At 70.4% G+C, this 23,108-nt stretch carries 24 protein-coding genes; 9 read left to right on the top strand and 15 right to left on the bottom strand.

Annotated features, from left to right (window positions below; translation table 11 throughout):
• Window position 1: 1 nt before the first annotated feature.
• Together AB4039_RS07220 and AB4039_RS07215 are read right to left on the bottom strand one after the other, a co-directional pair.
• The gene (locus AB4039_RS07220) at window positions 2-865 is read right to left on the bottom strand and encodes a universal stress protein (protein ID WP_442270303.1); all 864 of its coding nucleotides are present in this window, start codon (window positions 863-865) and stop codon (window positions 2-4) included.
• Window positions 862-1,770, bottom strand: a complete 909-nt coding sequence (locus tag AB4039_RS07215) for a universal stress protein (protein ID WP_442270302.1) — start codon at window positions 1,768-1,770, stop codon at window positions 862-864. Before AB4039_RS07215 ends, AB4039_RS07220 begins: the two co-directional genes overlap by 4 nt.
• A 253-nt stretch (window positions 1,771-2,023) precedes the next feature.
• Between AB4039_RS07215 and AB4039_RS07210 the strand changes: the two genes are divergently transcribed.
• The 6 genes from AB4039_RS07210 to AB4039_RS07185 all read left to right on the top strand — a co-directional run bounded on the left by AB4039_RS07210 (window position 2,024) and on the right by AB4039_RS07185 (window position 6,899).
• Window positions 2,024-2,689: a CBS domain-containing protein gene (locus AB4039_RS07210; protein WP_442270301.1), complete on the top strand. Its 666-nt coding sequence runs from the start codon at window positions 2,024-2,026 to the stop codon at window positions 2,687-2,689.
• 33 nt (window positions 2,690-2,722) lie between these two features.
• Entirely contained in the window at window positions 2,723-3,592 is an 870-nt protein-coding gene (locus AB4039_RS07205) for a universal stress protein (protein ID WP_266836950.1), read from the top strand.
• A 95-nt stretch (window positions 3,593-3,687) separates the two neighbouring features.
• Window positions 3,688-4,290 (top strand): CBS domain-containing protein, encoded by a 603-nt coding sequence (locus AB4039_RS07200; RefSeq protein ID WP_442270300.1) that lies wholly within the window; start codon window positions 3,688-3,690, stop codon window positions 4,288-4,290.
• 13 nt (window positions 4,291-4,303) lie between these two features.
• A complete protein-coding gene (locus AB4039_RS07195; protein ID WP_266836954.1) occupies window positions 4,304-4,900 on the top strand; it encodes a CBS domain-containing protein in 597 nt (198 codons plus the stop codon).
• Between the two features lie 101 nt (window positions 4,901-5,001).
• Window positions 5,002-5,880, top strand: coding sequence for a universal stress protein (locus tag AB4039_RS07190; protein ID WP_266836956.1), 879 nt, complete (start codon window positions 5,002-5,004; stop codon window positions 5,878-5,880).
• 26 nt (window positions 5,881-5,906) lie between these two features.
• Window positions 5,907-6,899: an Acg family FMN-binding oxidoreductase gene (locus AB4039_RS07185; RefSeq protein ID WP_442270299.1), complete on the top strand. Its 993-nt coding sequence runs from the start codon at window positions 5,907-5,909 to the stop codon at window positions 6,897-6,899.
• A 23-nt stretch (window positions 6,900-6,922) separates the two neighbouring features.
• Here the strand turns inward: AB4039_RS07185 and ppk2 are convergent, their stop codons facing one another.
• On the bottom strand, window positions 6,923-7,717 hold the full coding sequence (gene ppk2, locus AB4039_RS07180; RefSeq protein WP_442270298.1) for a polyphosphate kinase 2: 795 nt from the start codon (window positions 7,715-7,717) through the stop codon (window positions 6,923-6,925).
• 275 nt (window positions 7,718-7,992) lie between these two features.
• Here ppk2 and AB4039_RS07175 point away from each other — a divergent pair, with 275 nt between their 5' ends.
• Window positions 7,993-9,675, top strand: a complete 1,683-nt coding sequence (locus tag AB4039_RS07175) for a GAF domain-containing protein (RefSeq protein ID WP_442270315.1) — start codon at window positions 7,993-7,995, stop codon at window positions 9,673-9,675.
• 14 nt (window positions 9,676-9,689) lie between these two features.
• Here the strand turns inward: AB4039_RS07175 and AB4039_RS07170 are convergent, their stop codons facing one another.
• Window positions 9,690-10,187: a pyridoxamine 5'-phosphate oxidase family protein gene (locus AB4039_RS07170; protein ID WP_266836960.1), complete on the bottom strand. Its 498-nt coding sequence runs from the start codon at window positions 10,185-10,187 to the stop codon at window positions 9,690-9,692.
• 411 nt (window positions 10,188-10,598) lie between these two features.
• Between AB4039_RS07170 and AB4039_RS07165 the strand changes: the two genes are divergently transcribed.
• The gene (locus tag AB4039_RS07165) at window positions 10,599-11,306 is read left to right on the top strand and encodes a response regulator transcription factor (protein WP_266836962.1); all 708 of its coding nucleotides are present in this window, start codon (window positions 10,599-10,601) and stop codon (window positions 11,304-11,306) included.
• Window positions 11,307-11,364: 58 nt separating this feature from the next.
• Here the strand turns inward: AB4039_RS07165 and AB4039_RS07160 are convergent, their stop codons facing one another.
• Window positions 11,365-12,240: a universal stress protein gene (locus tag AB4039_RS07160; protein WP_266836964.1), complete on the bottom strand. Its 876-nt coding sequence runs from the start codon at window positions 12,238-12,240 to the stop codon at window positions 11,365-11,367.
• 235 nt (window positions 12,241-12,475) lie between these two features.
• On the opposite strand from AB4039_RS07160, the gene AB4039_RS07155 reads away from it, so the two are divergent.
• A complete protein-coding gene (locus AB4039_RS07155; RefSeq protein WP_266836966.1) occupies window positions 12,476-14,836 on the top strand; it encodes a phosphoketolase family protein in 2,361 nt (786 codons plus the stop codon).
• Between the two features lie 690 nt (window positions 14,837-15,526).
• Here the strand turns inward: AB4039_RS07155 and AB4039_RS07150 are convergent.
• The 10 genes from AB4039_RS07150 to AB4039_RS07105 all read right to left on the bottom strand — a co-directional run bounded on the left by AB4039_RS07150 (window position 15,527) and on the right by AB4039_RS07105 (window position 23,044).
• Window positions 15,527-15,838 carry a hypothetical protein gene (locus AB4039_RS07150; protein WP_442270297.1) on the bottom strand — a complete coding sequence of 104 codons (312 nt, stop codon included), beginning with the start codon at window positions 15,836-15,838 and terminating at the stop codon, window positions 15,527-15,529.
• Window positions 15,811-16,359: a hypothetical protein gene (locus tag AB4039_RS07145; protein ID WP_442270296.1), complete on the bottom strand. Its 549-nt coding sequence runs from the start codon at window positions 16,357-16,359 to the stop codon at window positions 15,811-15,813. Before AB4039_RS07145 ends, AB4039_RS07150 begins: the two co-directional genes overlap by 28 nt.
• Complete coding sequence (locus tag AB4039_RS07140) at window positions 16,356-17,273, bottom strand: ABC transporter ATP-binding protein (RefSeq protein WP_442270295.1); 918 nt, start codon at window positions 17,271-17,273, stop codon at window positions 16,356-16,358. The genes AB4039_RS07145 and AB4039_RS07140 overlap by 4 nt, the downstream gene beginning before the upstream one ends.
• A gap of 37 nt (window positions 17,274-17,310) precedes the next feature.
• Window positions 17,311-17,595 (bottom strand): dsRBD fold-containing protein, encoded by a 285-nt coding sequence (locus tag AB4039_RS07135; RefSeq protein WP_442270294.1) that lies wholly within the window; start codon window positions 17,593-17,595, stop codon window positions 17,311-17,313.
• A gap of 18 nt (window positions 17,596-17,613) precedes the next feature.
• Window positions 17,614-20,286, bottom strand: coding sequence for a cation-translocating P-type ATPase (locus AB4039_RS07130; RefSeq protein WP_442270293.1), 2,673 nt, complete (start codon window positions 20,284-20,286; stop codon window positions 17,614-17,616).
• Complete coding sequence (locus tag AB4039_RS07125) at window positions 20,279-20,875, bottom strand: Rv1733c family protein (RefSeq protein ID WP_442270292.1); 597 nt, start codon at window positions 20,873-20,875, stop codon at window positions 20,279-20,281. Before AB4039_RS07125 ends, AB4039_RS07130 begins: the two co-directional genes overlap by 8 nt.
• A 38-nt stretch (window positions 20,876-20,913) precedes the next feature.
• Entirely contained in the window at window positions 20,914-21,411 is a 498-nt protein-coding gene (locus AB4039_RS07120; protein ID WP_030963120.1) for a flavodoxin domain-containing protein, read from the bottom strand.
• A 43-nt stretch (window positions 21,412-21,454) separates the two neighbouring features.
• Window positions 21,455-21,976: a putative PEP-binding protein gene (locus AB4039_RS07115; protein WP_442270291.1), complete on the bottom strand. Its 522-nt coding sequence runs from the start codon at window positions 21,974-21,976 to the stop codon at window positions 21,455-21,457.
• A gap of 14 nt (window positions 21,977-21,990) precedes the next feature.
• Window positions 21,991-22,326, bottom strand: coding sequence for a hypothetical protein (locus tag AB4039_RS07110; protein ID WP_442270290.1), 336 nt, complete (start codon window positions 22,324-22,326; stop codon window positions 21,991-21,993).
• Between the two features lie 268 nt (window positions 22,327-22,594).
• On the bottom strand, window positions 22,595-23,044 hold the full coding sequence (locus AB4039_RS07105) for a universal stress protein (protein ID WP_266635177.1): 450 nt from the start codon (window positions 23,042-23,044) through the stop codon (window positions 22,595-22,597).
• Window positions 23,045-23,108: the final 64 nt, after the last annotated feature.

Raw genomic sequence — 23,108 nt, 5'->3', positions numbered from 1 at the left:
TTCATCCCGTGGGGGCGGTGATCACCGGGCAGTGCGCACGGTGCAGGAGGCCGTGGACGACGGACCCGATCCGCATRCCGGTGTATCCGCCGCGGCCGCGGCGGCCCACGACGACGGCCAGGGCGTGCTCGGCGGCCCGGGCAAGTTCCTCGACGGGGTGGCCAGTGAGGACCTCGTGCGTCACATGCACGTCCGGATACTTCTCGGACAGGCCGGCGGTGGCCTCGGAAAGCAGAGTGCGCTGGGCGTGCAGCGCCACCTCCTCGTCGTCCAGCATGACGAGCGGCGGCTGCCACACGCAGACGACCCGCAGCGCTGCCCCTCGAAGGTCGGCCTCGTCGAAGGCGAAGGTCAGCGCGGCCGTGGCGGACGCACTGCCGTCGATCCCCGCGACGACGTAGGGCGGCTGCTGGCTGATGTGCTCGGCGTCGCCCACCACGACGACCGGGCAATGGGCCTGGGCGGTGATGGGGACAACGAGCGAGCCGGCGCTGAAGAACTCGGCGGTTCGGCTCAGGTGCCGGGACCCGAGGACGATCATGCGGGCTTCTCGCGCTGCGCCGCCCAGGACGGGAGCAGGGAAGCCGCCGAGCAGATCGCCGGTGACGCTCACCTCTGGGTGGCGGTCACGTACCCAATTGCACGCTTGTTCGAGTCTGTCGGATCCGGCCTGCCTCAGGGCCGTCTGGCCGGGGGTGTCATCGACGTGATGGGTGTCGTGCTGGGGCGGTACCGCGAGCACGAGGCGCAGCGAGAGCCGGCGACGTTGCGCCTCGTCGGCGGCCCAGGCCAGGGCAAGGTGCCAGTCCCTGACGGGGTCGATGCCCACGACGATGTCATGGCTTCCTGCGGGGTGGACGGTCATGACTGGCTCCCGAAGTCGCTGCCGGTCCGGGGGATGAGGAGGACGGGGCAGTGAGCGTGATGCAGCAGGCTGTGCGTGGCCTTGCCCAGGTTGGGGGCGAGTCCGAGGGGCCCTGGGGCCCGCCGGCCGCCCATGACGAGCAGTTCGGCGTGACGGGACGCCTCGACCAGGACACCGGCCACGGAGATGCTCTTCTCCGCATCGGCCTGCACCTCCAGGTCGGGGAACTCGCCACGGACCACGTCCGTGACGGCCCGCAAGCTCTCTGCGTGGCCGCTGGCGATCTCGTCGACGCCGTCGAGCATGCTGACCACCTCACCGACGGACTGGAGCACGTTCCACGCATGCAACAGCCGAAGGGAGGCCTTGTGCAGTTCGGCTTCCTCGGCGGCGTACCGGGCGACCAGAAGGTCGTGCTCATCGCGGATCGCCGCGAGAACCGTGCCGCTCTCCTCGGCCCCGTCAACGCCGCGGACGACGATGAGGGGGGTCATGGCGATGGCCGCGGTACCCAGCCCGACCGAGCCGAGCATGAGGGAGTTGAATCCGCCCAGACCTCGGTTGCCCACCACGACCGTGCCGTGCAGTCCGCCGGCCCGGTGGAGGCTGTCGACGGCGCTCGCGCGGCTGAACTCGGTGGTCACCGTCAGCCCGGGGTACTCGGCCGACACAGCCTTCGCCGTGCCGTCCAGGAGCTCCCGCCCGTTGACGCGGACCCGCTCGATGGTCTCCGCCGACAGGTACAAGGCCCGGCCGTCGGTGTCGGCGCCGTAGACGATGTGCAGGGGACGGTCACGGCGTACAGCCTCTTTGGCTGCCCAAAGGGCAGCGACGCGCGCCGACTCCGAGCCGTCCACGCCGACGGTGACCGAGCTGGTGTTCGGGGTGCGGAATGTGCTTTCCACAATTCCTCCCAATCGAGAAGCCGATGAGGGACACCACTCACACTGGTACCGTCCCCGCTTCGGCGAGAGGGCCGCCCGGGGCCGCCGACGGGACCAAAGGTCCCCATCGTCGTCGACTGGGCAGCTCGGGCCCTTGCGGGCCCGTGGACGGGACCGTTCGGCCCTCGATCGCAGGCGGTCGTCGGCGGATGGTGGGGGACACACCCCACACCGGACACCAGCCTCGCGTGACACGGCGGAGCAGGAGGGCCTCATGAAGCACATCAAGGTGGCGGACCTGATGACCGACGAGGTCGTATCGGTTGCGCCGGGCACCGCCTTCAGGGACGTCGCGAAGCTCCTCGCCCAGTACGACATCTCCGGAGTCCCCGTCCTGGACGACGAGGACCGAGTGGTGGGCGTCGTATCGCAGACGGACCTGCTGGCCCGCACGGTGCCGAGGCCACAGCCCGCAGAGCAGGGCATTACAGCGACCGGGCCGCCCACAGCGGGCGTGGTCATGTCCGCGCCCGCAATCACCGTCCACGCCGAAGAGACAGTGGCTGACGTCGCCCGGCTGATGACCCGCCGCGGCATTGAACGCCTCCCCGTCGTGGACGTGGAAGACCGGCTCGTCGGCATTGTCACCCGCCGGGACCTGCTCTGCATGTTCCTGCGGCCGGACTCCGAGATACGCCGACGTATCACCGATGAGGTCCTCACGGAGGTGCTCGATGTGCCGGCCGGTGACGTCGACGTCCACGTGGTGGACGGCATCGTCACCCTGGAGGGCCATGTCGAGCGCCGGAGTCAGCTCGCCGCACTCCTCGGCCTCATCGAACGGCTCGACGGGGTCGTCGCCGTGGCATCACGCGTCAACGCCCGCACCGACGACACAGCAACCCACGCGGACCATGCCCGGCACGCAATGCCGTGGTGATGAGCGCCGGACCGTACGAAGGGAATCGCAGCCATGAAGAACCATGTGACCGTCGGAGTCGACGGCTCCCCGGAGAGCCGGGCAGCAGCACGCTGGGCCGCGCACGAGGCCGTCCTGCGGCAAGTGCCGCTACGGCTCGTGCACGCCGTCGACTGGCCACTGGACCCGGCGTTCCCCGGCCTGGGCCGCCAGGATGTGGACCGCTGGGCGGACCAGGCCCTGACCGAAGCCACGCAGGAGCTGCACGGGCGCCACCCGCACCTGGAGATCACGACCCGCTGCCTGACAGCACGGCCGGCCGCCGCCCTCGCGGCCGAAGCCGCCGACGCCGGGCTGCTGGTTCTGGGATCGCGCGGCCTGGGCGGCCTGGTCGGCTTCATCGTCGGCTCGGTGGCCATGTCCACCGTAGTCGCGACCGACACCCCGGTCGTCCTCGTTCGCGTCGCCGAAGACCCGGACGGCCCGGGCAACGGCTTCGGCGCCGAGGTCGTCGTGGGGGTCGACATCCACGAAGCGTGCGATCGGGTACTCACCTTCGCCTTCGAAGAGGCAGCCCGGCGCAACTGCCCACTGCGGGCCGTACACGGCTGGAAGATGCCGGCCGCCTACAGCTATGTCCCCTTCTTCGACCCGGACAACGAACGGGACATCGACAGGAGCGTCGCACACATGGTGGACGACATGCTGCTCCCCTGGCAGCACAAGTTCCCCGACGTGAACGTCAGCCAGAATGTGTTCATGGGATCCACGGGCGAGCATCTCGTCCGGGCCTCGCATGGAGCGGGACTCGTCGTCGTGGGACGCCATGTGCGCCGCTCCGCCCTCGGGGCGCACCTGGGCTCGGTCGCTCACGCGGTCCTGCACCACGCAGCGGTCCCCGTGGCCGTCATCGCCCACGACTGAAAGAGCGGTACCTGTGGCCGGACCGCCTCAGAGCACCGGGCGGGTCGCCCTCCACACCAGCACGAGGACCGGCCGTCCCATCAAGGAGGAAGGCCATGAAGCACCTGCGCACCGTCGATGACGTCATGACACACGCCGTGATCTCTGTCGATCAAGGAACCGCGTTCAAGGACATCGTGGAAACGTTGCGGATGTGGAACGTCAGCGCGCTCCCCGTCCTCGCCCAGGACGAACAGGTGGTCGGCGTCGTCTCCGAAGCCGACCTGCTGCTCAAGCCCCAAGACACCGACACGGCCCACGACACCACCGCCGAGAAGCTGATGACCCGCCCGGCCGTGACCGTCACGAAGGACGCCACCATCCCCAGCGCCGCGCGCCTGATGGCCCGCGGGCACCTCAAGCGCCTTCCCGTGGTCGACGGCGACGGCCGCCTCGTCGGTGTCGTCAGCCGCGGCGACCTGCTCAAGGTCTTCTTGCGCCCGGACGAAGACATCGGCGCCGAGATCCGCGAACTGATCGCGTACCAGCTGATCCCGCACGGTTCCGCCGAAGTGCACGTCCACGTCGCCAACGGCATCACCTACCTCAACGGATCGCTGCCGGACCCGGCGATGGAAGATGTCGTCGTACGCGCTGCCGGCACCGTACCGGGCGTCGTCGACGTCAAGGCTGACTTCACCGTCCCCCTCTCCGCATGAGGGCACGGCCGCCATGAGGCACCGCAGTGTCGCGGACCTGATGACGCACACCGCCGTCACCGTTCGGCGAACGACCACGTTCAAGGAGATCGCCCGGCTCCTGAAAGAGTTCGACATCACCGCCATGCCCGTGATCGACGAAACCGGGCACCCGGTCGGCGTCGTCTCCGAAGCCGACCTTCTCCGCCGGCGCCCCGCCGGAGGTGCCGCGACAGCCGAGGAGCTGATGACGAGCCCGGCCGTCACAGCCTGCCCCGAGTGGAGCGTAGTCCGCGCGGCCCGCGTCATGCAGCGGCACCGGGTCAAGCGGCTACCGGTCGTCGACGTCGAAGGCCGCGTGGTCGGCGTCCTCAGCCGCAGCGATCTGATCCAGCTCTTCCTCCGCCGCGACCACGCGATACAGGAAGAAATTCTCGAGGACGTCCTCACCCGGACTCTCCACCTGGCTCCTTCGGCGATCACCGTCGAAGTCGACGACGGCCTGGTGACGCTCAGCGGCACCGTGCCGCAGCCCGGACTGCTGCCCGTGGTGGTCCGTCTCTGCCAGAGCGTCGACGGGGTCGTCGACGTCGACAGCAGACTCACCTGCGCCGCAACGGAACGGGGCTGAGCAGGGCCGGTCGGTCCCCGGTTGGGCCGCTCGGTCCTTCCCAGAGGCCCCGTAAGCGGAAGAGTCTGGAAGCAGCGACAACCCGACCCGGGAGGAACACCATGTCGAACCGGATCACGGTAGGTCTGGACGGATCAGGCGCCGGCAGCGCCGCAGCCGACTGGGCCGCCAATGAGGCCGACCTGCGCGGCGTGGCTCTGGAACTCGTCCACGCAGAGGACTGGGCACAGTACGGGCCCTTCGCCGCTCCCCTCCCCGAACCGCGTCCTCAATGGGCAGAGGACCTCCTTTCACTCACGCGGGACCGGCTACTGCGCGATCACGGCACGCTCGACATCAGCACCCGCGGCACGAGCGGACTCGCGGCCTCCAAGGTCCTCTCCTCGTCCGCAGCTGATGCGGACCTGCTCGTCCTCGGCTCTCGTGGTCTCGGCGCCGTCGCAGGGTTCATCGTGGGCTCGACCGCCTCGGTGACCATCCCGGAGACCGAGACGCCCGTCGTCCTCGTGCGCTCCATGGACGGCCAAGACCGACCGCCCGGGCACGCGGACGATGCCGGGCCGGTGGTGCTCGGAGTGGACCTGCGCAGCAACTGCGACCGGCTCTTCGCCTTCGCCTGCGAGGAAGCGGACCGGCGGGCCTGCCCGCTCGTCGTCGTACACGGGTGGTCGCTCCCGCCGGTCTTCTCCTACGCTCCCGCCCTCGATCCCGGCGTCGCGAGGGAGATGGCCGACGGACTCGAGGCCACGCTCCGTGGACTGCTGAGTCCCTGGGAGCAGAAATACCCGCGACTCGCCGTCGACGCACGCGTCGTCATCGGCCAGCCCGCCATCCAGATCCTGGACGCGGCGTCCGGCGCGGCACTCGTCGTGGTCGGCCGGCGTATCCGCCGTCCGGCACTCGGCGCCCGCATCGGCCCCATCACCCACGCGGTGATGCACCATGCCACCTCACCTGTCGCCATCGTGGCGCACGACTGAGGCTGCGCACAGACAGGAGCAGTCCAGTGACCACTACATACCTTGACCCCGACACCGTAATCCAGCTCGTCAGCGACGCCGTCACCGCCCCGTCCATGCACAACGCCCAGCCGTGGAAGTTCGTGTTCCATGCCGGCAGCGGTGCCCTCGCTCTGTACGGCGATCCGGACCGCGCCATGCCCCGAACCGACCCCAATCACCGTGGCCTCCAACTCGGTTGCGCTGCGGCACTGTTCAACCTTCGCGTGTCCGCGGCCTCGATCGGCCTCCCGGTCCGCGTGCGGCTCTTGCCCGACAACGCCGAACCGTGGCTGCTCGCGACGGTGACCATCGACGAAGCTGCGGGCACGGACCGCGAGCTGGCCTCCCTGCACGACGCAGTCCGGCGTCGGCACACCAGCCGGTACCCCTTCRGCGAGGAGCCAGTGCCGACCCCACTGCTGGACGGGCTGTGGGCCGCGGCCCACTTGGAGGGCTGCCGGCTCACAGTCCCGGACACCTGGCACATCGACACCGTGCTCGGGCTGGTACGGGACGCAGAACACCGCGAGGAGATCGATCCGCTCGCCCGGGCGGAGACCAAGGCCTGGACCTCCCGCACTCAGAGCGCTACAGGCACACGCCGCGACGGCATCCCCACCGCCGCATTCGGACCCAAGGCTTCCGGCGGCCCCACCCCCGTGCGCGACTTCGGTTGGGCCAACCCGATACCAGATCGCGGCTGGGCCGTGTTCGAGAAGCGGCCGCAGCTGGCTCTGCTCAGCACCCCGGGGGACACGAGGCTCGACTGGCTGCGGGCCGGCCAGGCGATGGAACGCATCCTTCTCCAGGCCACTGCCGACGGCCTTGCCACCTCGATGACGTCCCATCCCCTGGAATGGCCGGAGCTGCGGTGGACGGTGCGAGACCCGGTCGCGGCCATGGGACACGTGCAGATGGTCTTCCGCCTCGGCTACGGCCCCGCAGGCCCCGACACGCCCCGCCGCCCGTTGACCGAGGTACTGGAAATCCGGGAGTAGGCACCACCGGCATCTACCGCGGGTCAGTCCTTCCCGAGGGTGGCCGCGTGGTCGGGTACGGCGGTCTGCAGCTCCTTGGACGGACGCTCGTAGCCCATGGACGGCGGCCTCGGCGGCAAGGCCAGCGACGGCGGGGCCACGTCCGCGTAGGGAACCGAAGACAGCAAGTGGGCCATCATGTTGAGCCGCACGCTGCGCTTGTCGTCGCTCTCGACCACGTACCACGGGGCATCAGCCGTATCCGTGTGGACCAGCATCTCGTCCTTGGCCCTCGAGTACGCCTCCCAGCGGGTGAGGGACTCCAGATCCATCGGGGAGAGTTTCCACCGGCGCAGCGGGTCATCCGCGCGGCGCCGGAACCGCTCCTCCTGCACCGCGTCGCTGACGGAGAACCAGTACTTGCGGACCAGGATCCCGTCCTCGATCAGCATCCGCTCGAAAACCGGGCACTGGCGCAGGAAGCGCTGGTGCTCGACGGGCGTGCAGAAGCCCATGACGTGCTCCACTCCGGCGCGGTTGTACCAGCTGCGGTCGAAGAGGACGATCTCGCCGGCGGCGGGCAGATGCTCGACGTACCGCTGGAAGTACCACTGGGTACGCTCCCGCTCCGTCGGCGTGGGCAGCGCCGCGATGCGTGCGACGCGGGGATTGAGGTGTTCTGCGACGCGCTTGATCGTGCCCCCCTTGCCCGCGGCGTCCCGCCCCTCGAAGACGACGACCAGGCGGGCGCCTTCCGCGCGAGTCCACTCCTGGAGCTTGACCAGCTCCGTCTGGAGCCGCAGCAGTTCTCTCTCGTAGACCGCCTTCTTGAGGCTCATCGCTGCCGCACCGTCCCTCTCGCCGTCCAGTGATGCGAGCAAGTCGGTCACGGCACGCGCCCGCGCGCAAGGATGCCTCGCGCGTCGCACAGGTGTGTCGAGGCGCTGGCCCGGACTTCACCGACAGCTCTCACCGGGCGCCCCCTTCCCAGTCCGTATCGACCGCAGTGGAGGCCCCCTCGGGTCCGGCCTCGCCGATACGCTGGCTCCGAACGGGGCGGGCAGTGAAGGGGAATCACGTGAGTGTGGGGGATCCGTTGACGCAAGTGCCCCGGATGCGGCTGGACGAGCTGCTCGACGAGCTCCAAGTACGCATCGACGCCGTGCGCGGCACCCGGGACCGGGTGCACAGCCTCCTGGAGGCCGTCGTCTCGGTGGGCCGGGAGCTGGATCTGGCCCAGGTGCTGCGGCGGATCGTGGAGGCCGCGGCCCTGCTGGTGGACGCCGACTACGGGGCGCTCGGGGTCATCGGTCCCGACGGCCGCACTCTGTCGCAGTTCCTGACCGTGGGGCTCGACGAGGAGGCCATCGCCGAAATCGGTCCCCTGCCGGCCGGTCACGGCCTGCTCGGAGAGGTCATCCACCACCCGATGCCCTTGCGCCTCACCGATCTCGGCGCCCACTCCTCGTCGTACGGGTTTCCGCCGCACCACCCGCCCATGCGTACCTTCCTCGGCGTACCGATCCGGGTGCGGGAGCAAGTGTTCGGCAATCTCTATCTGACCGACAAGCGGGGCGGAGTCGATTTCGACACCGAGGACGAGACGGTGATCTCCACCCTCTCGGTGGCGGCGGGTGTGGCGATCGACAACGCCCGGCTCTACGAGGGGTCGCAGCGTCAGCAGCGGTGGCTGAAGGCCAACGCGGAGATCACCGAGAGCCTGCTGTCGGGCAGTTCCCGTCCGGCGGTGCTGGAGCTCATCGCCCTGCGGGCCCAGGAGATCACGGGGGCTCGGATCGCGGACATCTCCATGCCGGTTCCCGGTGTCGAGGGGCTGTTCGTGGAGTTCGCGGCCGGTGCGGACAGCAAAGCCAGGCAGGGACTCGTCGTCCCCTTCACGGAAACCCTCTCGGGGACCGCGCACCGGACCGGGCAACCCGTCACGGTCGTTCACGCCTCGGACGACGACCGCTACCCGGCCGATTCCCAGATCCAGGGCGGGCTGGGTCCCGCCGTCGCGGTCCCGCTGGGCACCGCCGGCGGAGAGAGCAGGGGCGTACTCCTGCTCGCGCGCCCGGCCGGCGATCCCGTCTTCGGCGAGAACGAGCTCGAGCCGCTCGTCGCCTTCGCGGGTCAGGCGGCCATCGCCCTGGAGCTGGCGGAGCGGCGACGTGACGCCGAGCAGATAGCACTGCTGGAGGAACGCGACCGGATCGCACGGGACCTGCACGACCTGGCCATCCAGCGGCTCTTCGCCACCGGAATGACCCTCCAGAGCGCCGCACGGCTCATCGAGCACGAAGGGGCCGCCGAACGCGTCAGCCGCGCGGTCGACGACCTGGACGAAACCATCAAGATCATCCGCTCGACGATCTTCGGTCTCCGCACCAAGGACCGTGAGAGCGGACCGGGTTTGCGGGCCCGCGCGGCCCGGGCCGTCGGCGAAGCGGCCACCACCCTCGGCCATCCGCCCCGCCTGAGCATGGAGGGCCTGCTGGACACGGACGTCCCGTCCGAGGTCGCCGACCACGTCATGGCGGCGCTGGGCGAGCTCCTGAGCAACGCCGCGCGCCACTCGGGGGCGACCAGGGTCGCCGTGGCCCTCAAGGCCGAGCCGGGCGAGATCGTGCTGACGGTCTCCGACAACGGCAGGGGCATCCCGGCACAGGGCCGCCGGAGCGGTCTGGGCAACCTCGACGACCGGGCGCGGGGCCTGGGCGGGTCCTTTACCGTGGACACCCCCGACGAGCGGGGCAGCCGGCTCGTCTGGCGGGCGTCGCTCCCCACCGGGAGCTGACGGCCCCGACGCGATCACCCCAGGCCGGCCGACTCCGACCGCGTCCGCTCCGCCTCCAGCCGGAATCCGGTGACGAGGTCGGGGCGGATCCGCAGGGCTCGTGTCATGGGGTGTCCCACCCAGGGACGCAGCAGGGAAGCGAACCGGGCCGCCTCATCGGCGTCGGTCACCGGGCACGCGTAGCCGGTGACGACGACGCTCCAGCCGAGGTGGGTGACGGGATCGATGGCGTCCGCTTCGTAGGCCACCACCACGCCGGGGACATCGGCCGGTGCTACGAGGGAGGCGAGCGCCCCGTCGTCGTGGATCCGCACGATGATGTCCTCGCCCTCGACGAGGTGGTTGACCGGGCGGACTGCCGGTAGAGCCTGCTGTGTGAAGACGATGCGGCCCAGGGACACTGTCGCCACCAGTCTGAGCGCCTCTGCCCTGTCGAGCTCCCGCATGCGCCGTGTGGCCGTCATAGCGCCGTTCTGACCATCGGTGCGCCGTATGCCGCCGTCCTCGTCCATGCTGCGCACCTTCATTCGGTATCGATCGGTCCTTGCGGCGTCCAGGCCACCAGCCTCCCCCGCGATCACCACGAGAACCAGGGCCGAACGGTCCCGACCGGGGACCGGTTGCGGCTACCGCCCTGATCAGGCCACCGCGATCAAGGTGGTCGTCATGGAACCTCCACGCTGAGTGCGGCTCCGCAATCGAGCCGCGCCTTTCCCCGTGCGACACCAGCTCACTGGCATCAGGCCGGTCCCGGGAAGGTCCACATGCCCCCTGCGGAGGGCCGAAGGTCCCTTTCCCATGGCGCTCACCCCGCGCGGAAGAAGGTGGATGAGGGCCTATCGGCCCTGTCCGTTCGGCCCGTTCGGCAGGCAGGATGCTGGAGTTCGGGCACCCCGGACGAAACCCGGCGAAGGAGTTGCGTCATGACCGACAGCGGTGCCCCCTCTCCGACCAACACGCCGATCACGGTCTTCCTCCTCGACGACCACGAAGTCGTGCGCCGCGGGGTGCACGATCTGCTGGACGCGGAGCCCGACCTGAACGTGGTCGGTGAGGCGGGCACGGCGGAACAGGCCCTGATCCACATCCCCGCACTACGACCCCAGGTGGCGATCCTCGACGTACGGCTCCAGGATGGCGACGGCGTGAGCGTGTGCCGCGAGTTGCGCTCGCGGATGCCCGAGCTGGCCTGCCTGATGCTCACCTCGTTCGACGACGAGGAGGCCCTGCTGGACGCGGTGATGGCGGGCGCCTCCGGTTACGTGCTGAAGCAGATCACCGGAAGCGACCTGGTCGCCGCCGTCCGCACGGTCGCGGCCGGCCAGTCCATGCTCGATCCCGGAGCCACGGCCCGGCTGATGGCCCGCATGCGCGGTGACGTGCCCAAGGAGAAGCAGGTCCCGGGTCTGCCCGGCTTCACCGACCGGGAGAAGGAGGTTCTCGTCATGATCAGCGAGGGGCTCACCAACCGGGAGATCGGCCAGCGGCTGTACCTCGCCGAGAAGACCGTCAAGAACATCATCTCGCGCTTGTTCATCAAGCTGGGGGTGGAGCGTCGCGTCCAGGCAGCGGTGATCGCCAGTCGCACGCTGATCCCGCCGAGCCAGCACCCCGCCCCGTCCGCCGAATAGTGGCAGACCGGGCACGCCGTACAGTCGGGTGCCCGGCCTCCCTCCTGCCCCGGGCTGGTCAGGCGTGCGGTACCACGGCGACAGGACAGACCGCGTGGTGCAGGACGGCATGGGCCACGGACCCGATGTGCGCCCCCATCGCCGATTCGCGGACCCGGCGGCCGACGACGAGCAGCTGCGCGTCCGAGGCCGCGGTCAGCAGCACGTGGCCGCCACTGCCCTGCTCCACGTGCGTGACGACTTCGACCTCCGGGTACTTCAGCCGCCACGGCTCCAGCGCCTGCTCCAGGGCGGCCTTCTCGAACGGCTCCAGGCCACCGAACTGGTCGGCGATCCACATCGACCCGGGGCTGTACCCGTAGACCGGGGGCAGGCTCCAGGCGCGGACCGCGCGGAGCGGTACCTTCCTCGCCGCGGCGGCCTCGAAGGCGACGCGCAGTACCTCGGCGGACTCCTCCGCGCCGCCCTGCTGCCCGACGACGACCTCACCCTCCTCCGGCACGGCCACCGGCCTGCCGTGCGCGGAGCGTACGGAGACGACGGGGCACCCGGCGGCGGCGATCACCTGTCGGCCGTAGGAGCCCATCAGGAAGCCGACCAGGGCTCCGTGCCCGCGAGTGCCGATCACCAGCAACTCCGCGTCCTTGGCGACGCGCAGCAGGGCCGGCACGGGCGCGTCGGAGAGCACGTCCGCGGTGAGGGCCAGCTCCGGGTACCGGTGGGTGAGCTCGCCCTCGACTTCCTTCAGGACGGCGTCGGCGCGGTGGGCTTCGGTGTCGCGGTCCTGGACGATCGGGGCTGAGAGCGGCTGCCACAGCCAGGCATGGACCACGTGCAGGGGGAGGTCACGCCGTACGGCTTCCCGCGCCGCCCAGTCCGCCGCGGCCCGGCTCTGAGGGGATCCGTCCACTCCGACAACCAGGGTGCGCTTCACGAGTCTGTCCTCCGTACCGATGCCGGGGCATCGAGGTCGGTCGTCAGGGGAGCGGCGCCGGCCGGGGGACCGGCACCGCTGACCTCACTCTCCCGGCTGGGCGCCGTGGCACAAAGGGGCCGACGGTCCCTTCCCCAGGGCCGGTCCTCCCCTCGCGGCGCCGACTCGGGGAGGGCAGTGTGGGGGCATCGGCTCAGTCGACGAACGTCCCGGACCGTCGCACTCAGGAGCGGGCATGACCTCATACCCCATCTCGGAGCTCGACGCGCACTGGCGCGCCTCCAACTATCTGGCCGTCGGCCAGATCTACCTCATGGACAACCCCCTGCTCACCGAGCCGCTGAGGCCCGAGCACATCAAGCCGCGACTGCTCGGACACTGGGGCACCTCCCCCGGTCTGAACCTCGTCCACACCCACCTCAACCGGATGATCAAGTACCGGTCGCTGGACGCCCTGTGCGTCTGGGGCCCGGGCCACGGCGGTCCCGCTGTCCTAGCCAATTCCTGGCTGGAGGGCACGTACACCGAGACCTACCCAGGTATCACACGGGACGCGGTCGGCATGGCTGCGCTGTTCCGGCAGTTCTCCTTCCCCGGCGGCGTGCCGAGCCATGTGGCCCCCGAGACGCCCGGCTCCATCCACGAAGGCGGCGAGCTCGGGTACGCCCTGGCCCACGCCTACGGAGCCGCCTTCGACCACCCCGGCCTGCTGGTCGCCTGCGTCATCGGGGACGGCGAGGCCGAGACGGGGCCGCTGGCCGCGTCCTGGCACTCGAACAAGTTCCTCGACCCGGTCCACGACGGCGCGGTCCTGCCGATCCTGCACCTGAATGGCTACAAGATCGCCAACCCGACCGTGCTGGCCCGGATCCCCGAGGACGAGCTCGACGCGCTGCTGCGCGGCTACGGGCACGACCCGCTGTACGTGACTGGCAGCGACCCCGCCCAGGTGCATCACGCCATGGCCCGCGCCATGGACCACGCCCTGGACCGCATCGCGCTCATCCAGCAGGAAGCCCGAACCGCGGGCACCGGCACGCAACGCGAGCGGGCACGCTGGCCGATGATCGTCCTGCGCACCCCGAAGGGCTGGACCGGCCCCGCGACCGTCGACGGTGACCCGGTCGAGGGCACGTGGCGGGCTCACCAGGTCCCGCTCGCCGGAGTACGCGAGAACCCGGCCCACCTCCGGCAGTTGGAGGACTGGCTGCGCTCGTACCGGCCGCAGGAGCTCTTCGACGCGAACGGGTGCCCCACCGAGCAGGTCCTCGCCTGCGTCCCGCAGGGCGAGCGCCGCCTGGGCGCCGTCCCGTACGCGAACGGCGGCCGCCTGTTGCGGCCCCTTCCGCTGCCCGCCCTCGACACCTACGCCGTCCCCGTCGACAAGCGAGGCAGCAGCCTGCACGAACCGACCCGCGTCCTCGGACACTTCCTGACCCTGATCATGCGCGACACGGCCGAGCGGCGGGACTTCAGGGTCGTCGGACCGGACGAGACCGCCTCCAATCGGCTGGACGACTTGTACGACGCCACCGGCAAGGCCTGGCAAGGCATGACGGAGGCGACGGACCGCAATCTGTCCCGCGACGGCCGGGTCATGGAGATCCTGTCCGAACACGTCTGCCAGGGATGGCTGGAGGGCTACCTCCTCACCGGCCGCCACGGACTCTTCTCCACCTACGAAGCCTTCGCGCACATCGTCGACTCCATGGTCGGCCAGCACATCAAGTGGCTGAAGACCTCGCGCGAGTTGTCCTGGCGGGCACCGATCGCCTCCCTCAACTACCTGCTCACCTCGCACGTCTGGCGCCAGGACAACAACGGCTTCTCCCACCAGGACCCCGGCTTCGTCGACCACGTCCTCAACAAGAGCCCCGAGGTCGTAAGGGTCTACCTGCCGCCGGACGCCAACGCCCTCCTCGCCGTGGCCGATCACGCCCTGCGCAGCCGCGACCAGGTCAACGTCATCGTCGCCGGCAAGCAGCCCTGCTTCGACTGGCTGCCGCTGGAGGAGGCCCGCATCCACGTGACGCGCGGCGCCGGCATCTGGGAGTGGGCGGGCACCGACCACGGCTCCCGCGAACCGGACGTCGTACTCGCCTGCGCCGGCGACGTACCCACCATGGAGGTGCTGGCCGCAGCGGCCCTGCTCCGCGAGCACCTTCCCTCACTGGCCGTCCGCGTCGTCAACGTCATCGACATCGCCCGGCTCATGCCCCACGAAGAACACTCCCACGGCATGACGGACACCGAGTACGACGCCCTCTTCACCACCGACCGGCCCGTGATCTTCGCCTACCACGGCTACCCGTGGCTCATCCACCGCCTCGCCTATCGCCGCACCGGCCACCCGAACCTGCACGTGCGCGGCTACAAGGAGTCCGGCACCACGACCACACCCTTCGACATGGTCGTGCGCAACGACATGGACCGGTACCGGCTCGTGATGGACGTCATCGACCGCGTCCCGGGCCTCGCCGGCCGAGCCGAGGGGCTGCGCCAGGCCGTGGCCGACCAGCGCATCCGCCACCACGAATGGATTCGCGAGCACGGCACCGACCTCCCGGAGGTCGCGGACTGGTCCTGGCCGTATTGAGCCCGACGCCGGACTCGGCGCCGTGTGGCCCGTCCGGAAATCGGCCGATTTCGTGGCCGCCGGCGCGAATGTAGACGCCCGTCGGCCTGCACCCCGGAGCCCGGCGCCGCCACACCGGTTCCTCTTCACCCACAGTGGCCCGCCCCAGCTGCGGTGCGGTGCCCCGGCCGGCCGAACTTCACGCGCAGACGGCGGGCCCGGGCGGCCAGGCTGAGCGGCTGCTGGCCGCGGCCGCCCGTTCCGCGCAGAGCCGCAAGGGGCTGGCAGTCGCGCCCGGGGCCCCGGACCGGGCGACCAGCACCACGTGGTCGTGGTGCAGTCCGCATGTCCGCCGCGGGCGAGGGTCACGAGCTGCCCTCCTTGCACGGCGTGCTACGCCGCCGCCCACACACGAGCCCCCGTTCAGCGACGAGCCCGTGTCCGCCCCGCTGCTCAACGGCTGGGGGCGGCAGCCCGCCTCGACGCTGCCGACTGACCGTACCTGGGGCCTGGCACATCGAGGCCGTCGTAGCCCGCGTCACTACAGACGGTTGGCGACCTTCATAACCTCCCAGCCCCCGGAACGGCCGGAGCTGCGGTGGACGGTCCGGGATCCGGTTGAGGTGACGGGCCCTACAAATGGGTGTGCGCCTCGGCTACGGGCCCCGCGGCCCAAAACCGACGTTCTGGAGGTGCGGGAGTAGACACCGCTCACGGCGCGAGGTCTCGGTGCTGCAGCACCAGATGAGCGCAAACCAAACCCAGTACTCCGGTACCCACCAGAATGCCGGGCTGGGGCCAGAGCACTGCGCCTTGTGCCAGGGCGTCGCCCGGGGCGTAGTAATGGAACGGGCTCAGGAACCTCAGTGATGCTGCGGGCGACCAGGCCAGGGCGATGAAGTTGACGGCGAAACCGACGGCCCCGATCGCGATGGTGGCGCCGACCACCTGAGCCCGCCGTCGTCCCGCCGCCGATACGGCCATCGCCGGCCCGATCAGGCACAGGGCGAAGCCGAAGCCCATGACCCCGGCGGCGAACACACACCCCCCCCCCCCCCGAGCGGCACCGCACGGTGGATGTCCGGGGACAGCGCCACCCCCACCGCGACCGTGAGGGTCGCTGCCAGGTTCAGGGCCAGCGCCGCGAGCACCAGCGCGGCGGTCCGCTCCGTCAGAAGCCGGGTACGGCTGACGGGACGCACCATGACGAGTTCCACCGTCCCGGATTCCACGTCCGCGGCCACGGCGGCCGCAGCGAGCGACCCGATCGCGGTGAGTTGCATGGCGATCCAGAACGGGTGGGTGAGGCCGGCCCCCAGCAGGCCGGGGTAGCTGGCGATCGACACGTCGCCGCTGGATCCGCTGAAGGCCCGGTAGGCCGAGGGCGGTCCCTTCCCACCCGCGGAGAAGAGCTGACCCGGAGGAATCGCGTTGGCGACCACCACGATGAGCGCCTCGAAGACGACCATCCCGACGATCAGGGCGACCAGCATCCGGCGCCGCCGATACAGGGCGAGCCACAACAGCGGCCACTGCCGTCTCACGGCTCCTCCCCCACGGCCCCGTCGCGGTACAGGTCCATGAAGGCCTCGTCCAGCCCGGCTTCTTCCACCGTGACGTCGGCCACCGGCAGGCCGAGCAGTGTGCGCAGAGCGCCCTCCACTTCACTTGGCGGTACGAGCAGCTCCACCTGGTCCCCCTGCCAGCGCGGGACCCAACGTTCTGAGCCGCCCAATGGCCGTGGCCCCTGCCCGTCCGCGAAGGACAGTCTGATCCGCCGGGCACGGGCCTCGCGCAGGCCGGCCACGGTCTGGACCGTGACCAGCCGTCCGTCCCGGATGATCGCCACCCGCCCGCACGTGCGCTGCACCTCCGGCAGGATGTGGCTGGAGAGCAGAACGGTCCGTCCGGCGGCGGACGCCTCCCCCAGGAGCGCGAAGAACGTCTCCTGGACCAACGGGTCGAGGCCCTCGGTCGGTTCGTCGAGCACCACCAGGTGCGGGTCGTGCTGCATCGCCTGCACCAGCCCGAGCTTCTGCTTCATGCCCCGCGAGTATCCCCCGACGGGGCGGGCGAGGATCGCGGGCGTCAGCCCCAGCCGATCGCACAGCTCGCCGCGGCGGGGCACGGGTGCTCCCTGAAGTGCGGACAGCAGATCGAGGGTTTCCGCTCCGGAGAGTTCCGGGTACAGGCGCAGTTCGCCCGGCAGATACCCCAGCTGCGGGGCCACCCGGCCGTGATCGGCGATCGGGTCCAGCCCGAGGACCCTCACGCGTCCCTCACCGGGCCGGAGCAGGCCGGTCAGGCACCGCAGCGTGGTCGTCTTCCCCGCGCCGTTCGGCCCGAGGAAGCCGAACACCTCGCCTGGTCGCACCGTGAGGCTCAGTCGGTCGACGCCCACCACCGGCCCGTACCTCTTGGTCAGCCCGGTCAGCTCGATCGCCGGCCCGTCATCCATGCGTCCAGTCTGAGCCTGCTGATGGTGGCCCGCCCGCTCACCCAGGGTCGTAGGCCGTGAGGGGGGCGTGCTGTGGTGCGGCCCCCGCTGCGGCCATGTCGCCGTAGGCGGTGCGCTTGAGCTGTTCCGCCAGGTTCTCCAGCGCTCGGGCGGTCGCGAGTTCGTCGCCGATCTCGGGCACGTCCTTGTCCGTGGGGTTGCATCGCGCGGTGCCGTGGCCGGTGAGGTGGGTGGTGCCGGTGTCGAGTTCGACGCGGACCTTGGTCGTGTGCTCTTCCTCGAAGAGGTAGACGCGGGTCTTCCATTCGCTCGTGTGCGACATGGTGTGCCTCCGATCGGTTCAGGCGTGGTGGTGGCGTCGGACCCAGCGCCGGACCTCGTCGGTTCCCCAGACGAGCGGTGGGAAGACCGAGATGAGAAGGATGACGTCCAGCGGGAGGGCGGCGGTACCGAAGAGGTTCTGGAGCGGCGGCGCGTAGACGAGCGCTGCGGTGAAGACGAGTTCGAAGGCGATGCCGGCCAGGAGCAGCGGGTTGCTGAAGAAGCCGATGTCGCGCAGGGCGGCGTGGTCGGTGCGGGCGGCGATGGCTGTACCGACCTGGCAGGTGACGATGCCCGCGAAGGTGGCGGTGGTCGCGGTGAGGTAGGCGTGGTGCAGGGGGGTTCCGGGTCCGGTGGGGTCGCCGGGATGCCAGCCCGCGCGCCACAGGACGTAGAAGAAGGCGGTCATGACGAGGGCTGCGGAGATGGCGCCGAGCCAGCCCCAGCTGCGTACGAGCATGTCTTTGTTGATCACGCTTTGGGAACTGGGGCGGGGCGGTCGGGACATGATTCCCGGCTCGGCGCGCTCCCGGCCGAGAGCGAGGGCCGGAAGGGTCTCGGTTCCCAGGTCGATGGCGAGGATCTGCAGGACGGTCAGCGGCAGCGGTACGGCCCCGGCTGAGAGGGCGAACACAAGGAAGGGCACGACCTCAGGGGTGAGGTGGGCGAAGATGTAGACGATGAACTTGCGGACGTTGTCGTAGACGCGGCGGCCGGACTCGATGGCCGTGACGATGGTGGCGAAGTTGTCGTCGGTCAAGACCATCGTCGACGCCTCGCGGGCGACATCGGTGCCGGAGAGTCCCATGGCGACGCCGATGTGGGCACGGTGCAGGGCCGGAGCGTCGTTCACGCCGTCGCCGGTCATGGCCACGATCTGACCGTGCGCCCGGAGGGCATCGGCCACTTTCAGTTTGGTCTCGGGCGAGGAGCGGGCGAAGACGATCTCCGTGCCGTCCAGGCGCAGGAGGTGGTCGAGCTCGTGGTCGTCGATCGTCTCGGACTGGGCGACCACATGTAGGTTCGTCGTACCGATACCGACGGCGCGGGCCACGGCGGCGGCGGTGGCACCGTTGTCGCCGGTGACGATGTGGACGGTCAGACCCGCCTCGTGGCAGCGCCCGACCGCATCGGCGACCTCGGGGCGCGGCGGGTCGTACAGGCCGACCAGTCCGAGCAGGTGCAGGTCCTTCTCGACGTCCTGCCGCTGCGTCGGTGCCGTTGTGCCGGGCGGCAGTTCGCGCACCGCGACGGCCAGCACGCGCATGCCGTCCGAAGCCAGGGTTTCGGCGGCAGCCTTAGCTTGCGCAGTCAGCTCTCCTTCCGCCAATAGCTCCAGGACGCTCTCCGGGGCGCCCTTGACGATCACGCCGAGGCTGTCGTGGTCGTCAGTGCGGAACACCACCGACATGCGGCGCAGGCGCGGGTCGAAGCGGAAGCAGGCGCGGCGATGGGTGTCCCGGTCGGCCGGATCCATGGGCGCAGCGTGCTGTGAAGCTCCCTCCACCAGCGCGATCTCGGTCGGGTCACCGCGCAGCCCGCCGTCGCTCTCGCGAGTGACGGTCGTACACAGGGCGGCGGCGCGGACCAGCTCGGCGGTCTCCGAACCGCTCGGCGTCTCGTGCGGTGGTGTCCAGGTGGAGTGCAGGCGCATCTGGTTGCGGGTGAGGGTGCCGGTCTTGTCAGTACAGATGACATTGGTGGAGCCGAGGGTCTCCACGGCGCTCAGCCGTTTGATCACCGCGCCTTGGCGGGCGAGAACGCGTACGCCGACGGCGAGCGCCAGGGTGATGGTGGGCAGCAGCCCTTCCGGCACGTTGGCCACGAGCAGGCCGATCGCGAACATCAGCGAGTCGGTGAGTGGCAGCCCCACTGCGACGCCCAGCACCAGGAAGACGACTCCCATGGCGACCGCGGCCGCGGCGATCAGCCAGGCGACCTTCTTGACCTGAGTCTCCAGTGGGCTCGGTTCGCGGCGGGTGCGCTGGCTGAGGGCGGCGATCCGGCCGAGTTCGGTGTGGTCTCCGGTGGCGAAGACGATCGCCTGCGCTTGCCCCTCGGTGGCGGTGGTGCCACTGAAGACGAGGTTGGGCTCCTGCAGCAGCGAGATGCCTTCCAGAGCCGGGCCGGCAACACGTTCGACGGGGGTGGACTCGCCCGTGAGCATGGAGAGGTCCGCCTCGATTCCCCCCTCGGTCAGGCGGGCGTCGGCGGGTACCCGGTCGCCCTCGTCAAGGGCGATGAGGTCGCCGGGGACCAGGTCCCGGGCCGGGACGTGCTGTGGCTGTCCGTCGCGGATCACCTTGGCCTGGGCGGGAAGGTAGCTGGCCAGGGTCTCGGCAGCCCTCTCGGCCTGCCGCTCCTGCACGAGGGCGAATCCGGCGTTGACGAGAACGACCGCGACGATCGCCCAGCCGAGCACCTCGATGGCGGCGATGAAGGCCAGGGCCGCCGCGGCCCACAGCAGCAGAGCCAGTGGGTGGACCAGTTGCCGCAGGAGTTCCCTCAGGACGCTCGTCCGGGTGGTGCGGCGGACCTCGTTCGGTCCGTAGACGGCCAGTCGGCGTACCGCCTCCCGGCTCGACAGGCCCAGGGGGCCGGTGTGCAGCTCGCGGCGGAGCAGGGGCAGGGGTTCGAGAGGGTCCGGCGCGGCGTCCGGAGTGAGGTCCGGGCCGGCAGCGGTCTTACTCATCGCCGGCTCCCTGTCCGGGGCGCAGGCGGCCTGACCAGAGGGGCTCGATGCCCGCCCACTCGGATTCCCAGGCCCGTGCGCTGCGCGCGTCTACGATGCGAAGGCGGACGGCGCCGAGGGCGCCGCCGGCGAGCACGATCCCGGCCAGTGTTCCGGTGCCGATGCCTACCGCGTTCAGAGCGATGTCGGCCTGGCTGGGCGGAGCGGCAGCCGCACTGCCGTTGTCGTCGACCCACACCCGGACCGTGTCACCGTTCCGGGTTCCTGCCGGAACGGGGATGGTTTCCGTGTGCGGGCGCTGCGAGGGGTAATGCCACGTGGCGGTCGCGACGGTTACGGGCCGACTGCTCGGCTGGTCTCCCGCTCGGTAGCCGGTCTCGCCGATCGTGGTGGCCGCTACGTTGTGTCGATGGCGCGCGATGTCCTCGGCGGTGCGCTGGCCGTCCGTCCAAGCGGCTCGCCCAAGGGCGAAGCCGGTGACGACTGCCAGCAGGCAGGTCAGCGCGAAGGCGGCACGCAAACGGGTCCGGGCGCGGTCGGCATCACGCCTGAGCGGGTTGGCCCCCGTCGCTGTCGTCCGGTGGTGCATGGCACGCCTCCGTGCTGGTGCGAGCCGGGGCCGTCCCTTCAGGCGGCGAGCTCGGCGCTGATGTGGTGGGCCCACTTCTGGATCCGCTCGGGGTTGCGGAAGTCTCCGCCCTTGCCCTGGCGGGTCAGTGCCTTGGCGAGGAAGCCTGGGGTGTGGGCCGTGATGCTGCCGCCGAAGGTCATGTGCTCGCGTGCTCCGACCAGCTGCATCTCCCGGGCGACGGCGGAGACCGGGGGGATGTCGTGTTCCTCGGCGGAGCGGTCGAGCGGGCCGCTGCTGAACATCCACACCGGGCGGTGCCGCAGGGAGTCGGCGTTGCGTTCGGCGCAGTGCTTGGCCTTGCTGCTCCAGTGGCCGGCGTAGAGGGAGCCGCCGAGGACGACGGCGTCGTATGCGCGGACGTCGTGGACGTCGTCGGCGGGCAGGACGACGGCGTCGAGACCGTCCTCGCGGAGGGTCTTTCCGATCTGCTCGGCGATGCCTGCGGTGGCACCGTGCTTGGTGCCGTAGGCGACCAGGACTCGCTTGGTACTCATGGCGGGTGCTCCTTGGTTCCATGGTGCGTTGCTGACGCCACTGTCACGCGGTCGACGGCTGCTCCGCTTGGGCCGGACGGATCCCTACGGGGACCATTCTGTCCTCCCCATAGCGCCGCTCCTCGGCGACGGCGACGTGCTGCTTGACGGCGGCGAAGCTGTCGGAGGCAACCGAGATCGAGTCGATGCCTGCATGGACGAGGAAGGCGGCGTAGGCCGGGTCGTCGCTGGGCCGCTGTCCGCACAGGCCCACCGGACGTCCCAGGGCCTGGACCCGTGGGAGGAGGATCCGGATGAGGTCGGTGACGGCCGGGTTGTTCTCGTCGAAGACGTGGGCGAGGGCTTCGGAGTCACGGTCGACTCCGAGGGTGAGCCGGGTGAGGTCGTTGCTGCCGATGGAGAATCCGTCGAAGCGTTCGGCGAAGTCCTGGGCGAGGAGGATGTTGGCGGGGATCTCGGCCATCACGTAGACCTTGAGGCCGTTCTCGCCGCGCCGGAGTCCTTCGGCCGCCATCACCTCCAGGACCTTGTCGGCCTCTTCCAGGGTGCGGCAGAACGGAATCATGACGATGACGTTGGTCAGGCCCGTCTCAGGCGATGCCGTACGCCGAGGCGGTCGGTGACGTACCGGCCGCGGTCGAGGTAGCCCTCGGTGAGCTGGTCGACGGCGCAGCGGTCGGCGTCCCCGGCGTTCTGGGTGCAGGAGGCCATGGGGTGGATCTTGACCTGGTGCGCGACGATGAACTCCAGGCGGGCCAGGCCCACCCCGTCCGCGGGCAGCCGCACCCGGGTGCGAGTGGCGGGCAGGGCGGCCAGGTCCGTCTCGGTCTCCTCGTGCGGGAGGCGGCCCGCGTAGACCTTGCCCCGGCTGCCCTGGGTGCACGAGACGGTAACGGCGGCGCCGTCACGCGGCACTGCGCTGGCGGCCCCGGTGCCGACGACCGCCGGTACCGCCTTCGCTCGCTGCGTTCCACGACGCCAATGGGGGGTCCACCCGATTTGGGGAGCTCTTCGTCGATCCCCGGGGACGGGAATCGGCTCACCGGCAGGCGCCTCCAGGTGCTTGCGGCAGGCCCATCTCACCGGGCTGGCACACACGGCACAGGCGCGGCCGTCGGGGTGTGCGCCGGGCTCAAGAAGTCACACCACAGCCAGCAGCCGCGGCTCACGCTCTACACCTGGCCTATTCGGCGGGGGTGTCCGCCCGGACGATGGTGATCGGGCACGGCGCGTGGAGCGCCGCCTGCTGGCTCACCGAACCGAGCAGCGCTCGGCTGAAGCCGCCGCGGCCGCGGCTGCCCACGACCAGCATGTCCGCACCCTCTGCCGCATCCACCAAGACGTCGACCGGATTGCCGCGCACCAGGCGCTGGTGCACGGAGGCGGCGCCGTCCTCACCGAGAACCGTGCGGACCTCCTCAACCAGACGCCGTTCGGCCTCTTCCTCGTCGAACGTGGCGTCGACCGCCGGGGCGGACCACGACGCGGCACCGGGCAGGTCCCACGCAGCGACTGCCTCCACTCGCCCGCCCACCAGCCCTGCGTACCGGACCGCCCAGCGCAGCGCGGCCTGGGACGAAGGCGATCCGTCTACGCCCACCACGATCCGCGGAGCCTCATGCTGCCTGTCCATCCCGTTCACCCTTCCAACGGCTGATACATCCACAGTGTGCGCATCGGGAACGGCCCGCCACGCG

It is taken from the genome of Streptomyces sp. M-16 (assembly GCF_052114405.1).
Classification (GTDB): Bacteria; Actinomycetota; Actinomycetes; order Streptomycetales; family Streptomycetaceae; genus Streptomyces.
The sequence above is the reverse complement of the archived record's forward strand: the minus strand, read 5'-3'. Positions and strand labels throughout refer to the sequence as shown.

What these genes read in the sequence shown, in the direction of transcription:
- AB4039_RS07210 (WP_442270301.1), top strand. Translation starts at nt 2,024, where the DNA reads ATGAAGCACATCAAGGTGGCGGACCTGATGACCGACGAGGTCGTATCG.
- AB4039_RS07205 (WP_266836950.1), top strand. Translation starts at nt 2,723, where the DNA reads ATGAAGAACCATGTGACCGTCGGAGTCGACGGCTCCCCGGAGAGCCGG.
- AB4039_RS07200 (WP_442270300.1), top strand. Translation starts at nt 3,688, where the DNA reads ATGAAGCACCTGCGCACCGTCGATGACGTCATGACACACGCCGTGATC.
- AB4039_RS07195 (WP_266836954.1), top strand. Translation starts at nt 4,304, where the DNA reads ATGAGGCACCGCAGTGTCGCGGACCTGATGACGCACACCGCCGTCACC.
- AB4039_RS07190 (WP_266836956.1), top strand. Translation starts at nt 5,002, where the DNA reads ATGTCGAACCGGATCACGGTAGGTCTGGACGGATCAGGCGCCGGCAGC.
- ppk2 (WP_442270298.1), bottom strand. Translation starts at nt 7,717, where the DNA reads ATGAGCCTCAAGAAGGCGGTCTACGAGAGAGAACTGCTGCGGCTCCAG.
- AB4039_RS07175 (WP_442270315.1), top strand. Translation starts at nt 7,993, where the DNA reads ATGCGGCTGGACGAGCTGCTCGACGAGCTCCAAGTACGCATCGACGCC.
- AB4039_RS07170 (WP_266836960.1), bottom strand. Translation starts at nt 10,187, where the DNA reads ATGGACGAGGACGGCGGCATACGGCGCACCGATGGTCAGAACGGCGCT.
- AB4039_RS07165 (WP_266836962.1), top strand. Translation starts at nt 10,599, where the DNA reads ATGACCGACAGCGGTGCCCCCTCTCCGACCAACACGCCGATCACGGTC.
- AB4039_RS07155 (WP_266836966.1), top strand. Translation starts at nt 12,476, where the DNA reads ATGACCTCATACCCCATCTCGGAGCTCGACGCGCACTGGCGCGCCTCC.
- AB4039_RS07150 (WP_442270297.1), bottom strand. Translation starts at nt 15,838, where the DNA reads ATGGGCTTCGGCTTCGCCCTGTGCCTGATCGGGCCGGCGATGGCCGTA.
- AB4039_RS07140 (WP_442270295.1), bottom strand. Translation starts at nt 17,273, where the DNA reads ATGGATGACGGGCCGGCGATCGAGCTGACCGGGCTGACCAAGAGGTAC.
- AB4039_RS07135 (WP_442270294.1), bottom strand. Translation starts at nt 17,595, where the DNA reads ATGTCGCACACGAGCGAATGGAAGACCCGCGTCTACCTCTTCGAGGAA.
- AB4039_RS07130 (WP_442270293.1), bottom strand. Translation starts at nt 20,286, where the DNA reads ATGAGTAAGACCGCTGCCGGCCCGGACCTCACTCCGGACGCCGCGCCG.
- AB4039_RS07125 (WP_442270292.1), bottom strand. Translation starts at nt 20,875, where the DNA reads ATGCACCACCGGACGACAGCGACGGGGGCCAACCCGCTCAGGCGTGAT.
- AB4039_RS07120 (WP_030963120.1), bottom strand. Translation starts at nt 21,411, where the DNA reads ATGAGTACCAAGCGAGTCCTGGTCGCCTACGGCACCAAGCACGGTGCC.
- AB4039_RS07115 (WP_442270291.1), bottom strand. Translation starts at nt 21,976, where the DNA reads ATGATTCCGTTCTGCCGCACCCTGGAAGAGGCCGACAAGGTCCTGGAG.
- AB4039_RS07105 (WP_266635177.1), bottom strand. Translation starts at nt 23,044, where the DNA reads ATGGACAGGCAGCATGAGGCTCCGCGGATCGTGGTGGGCGTAGACGGA.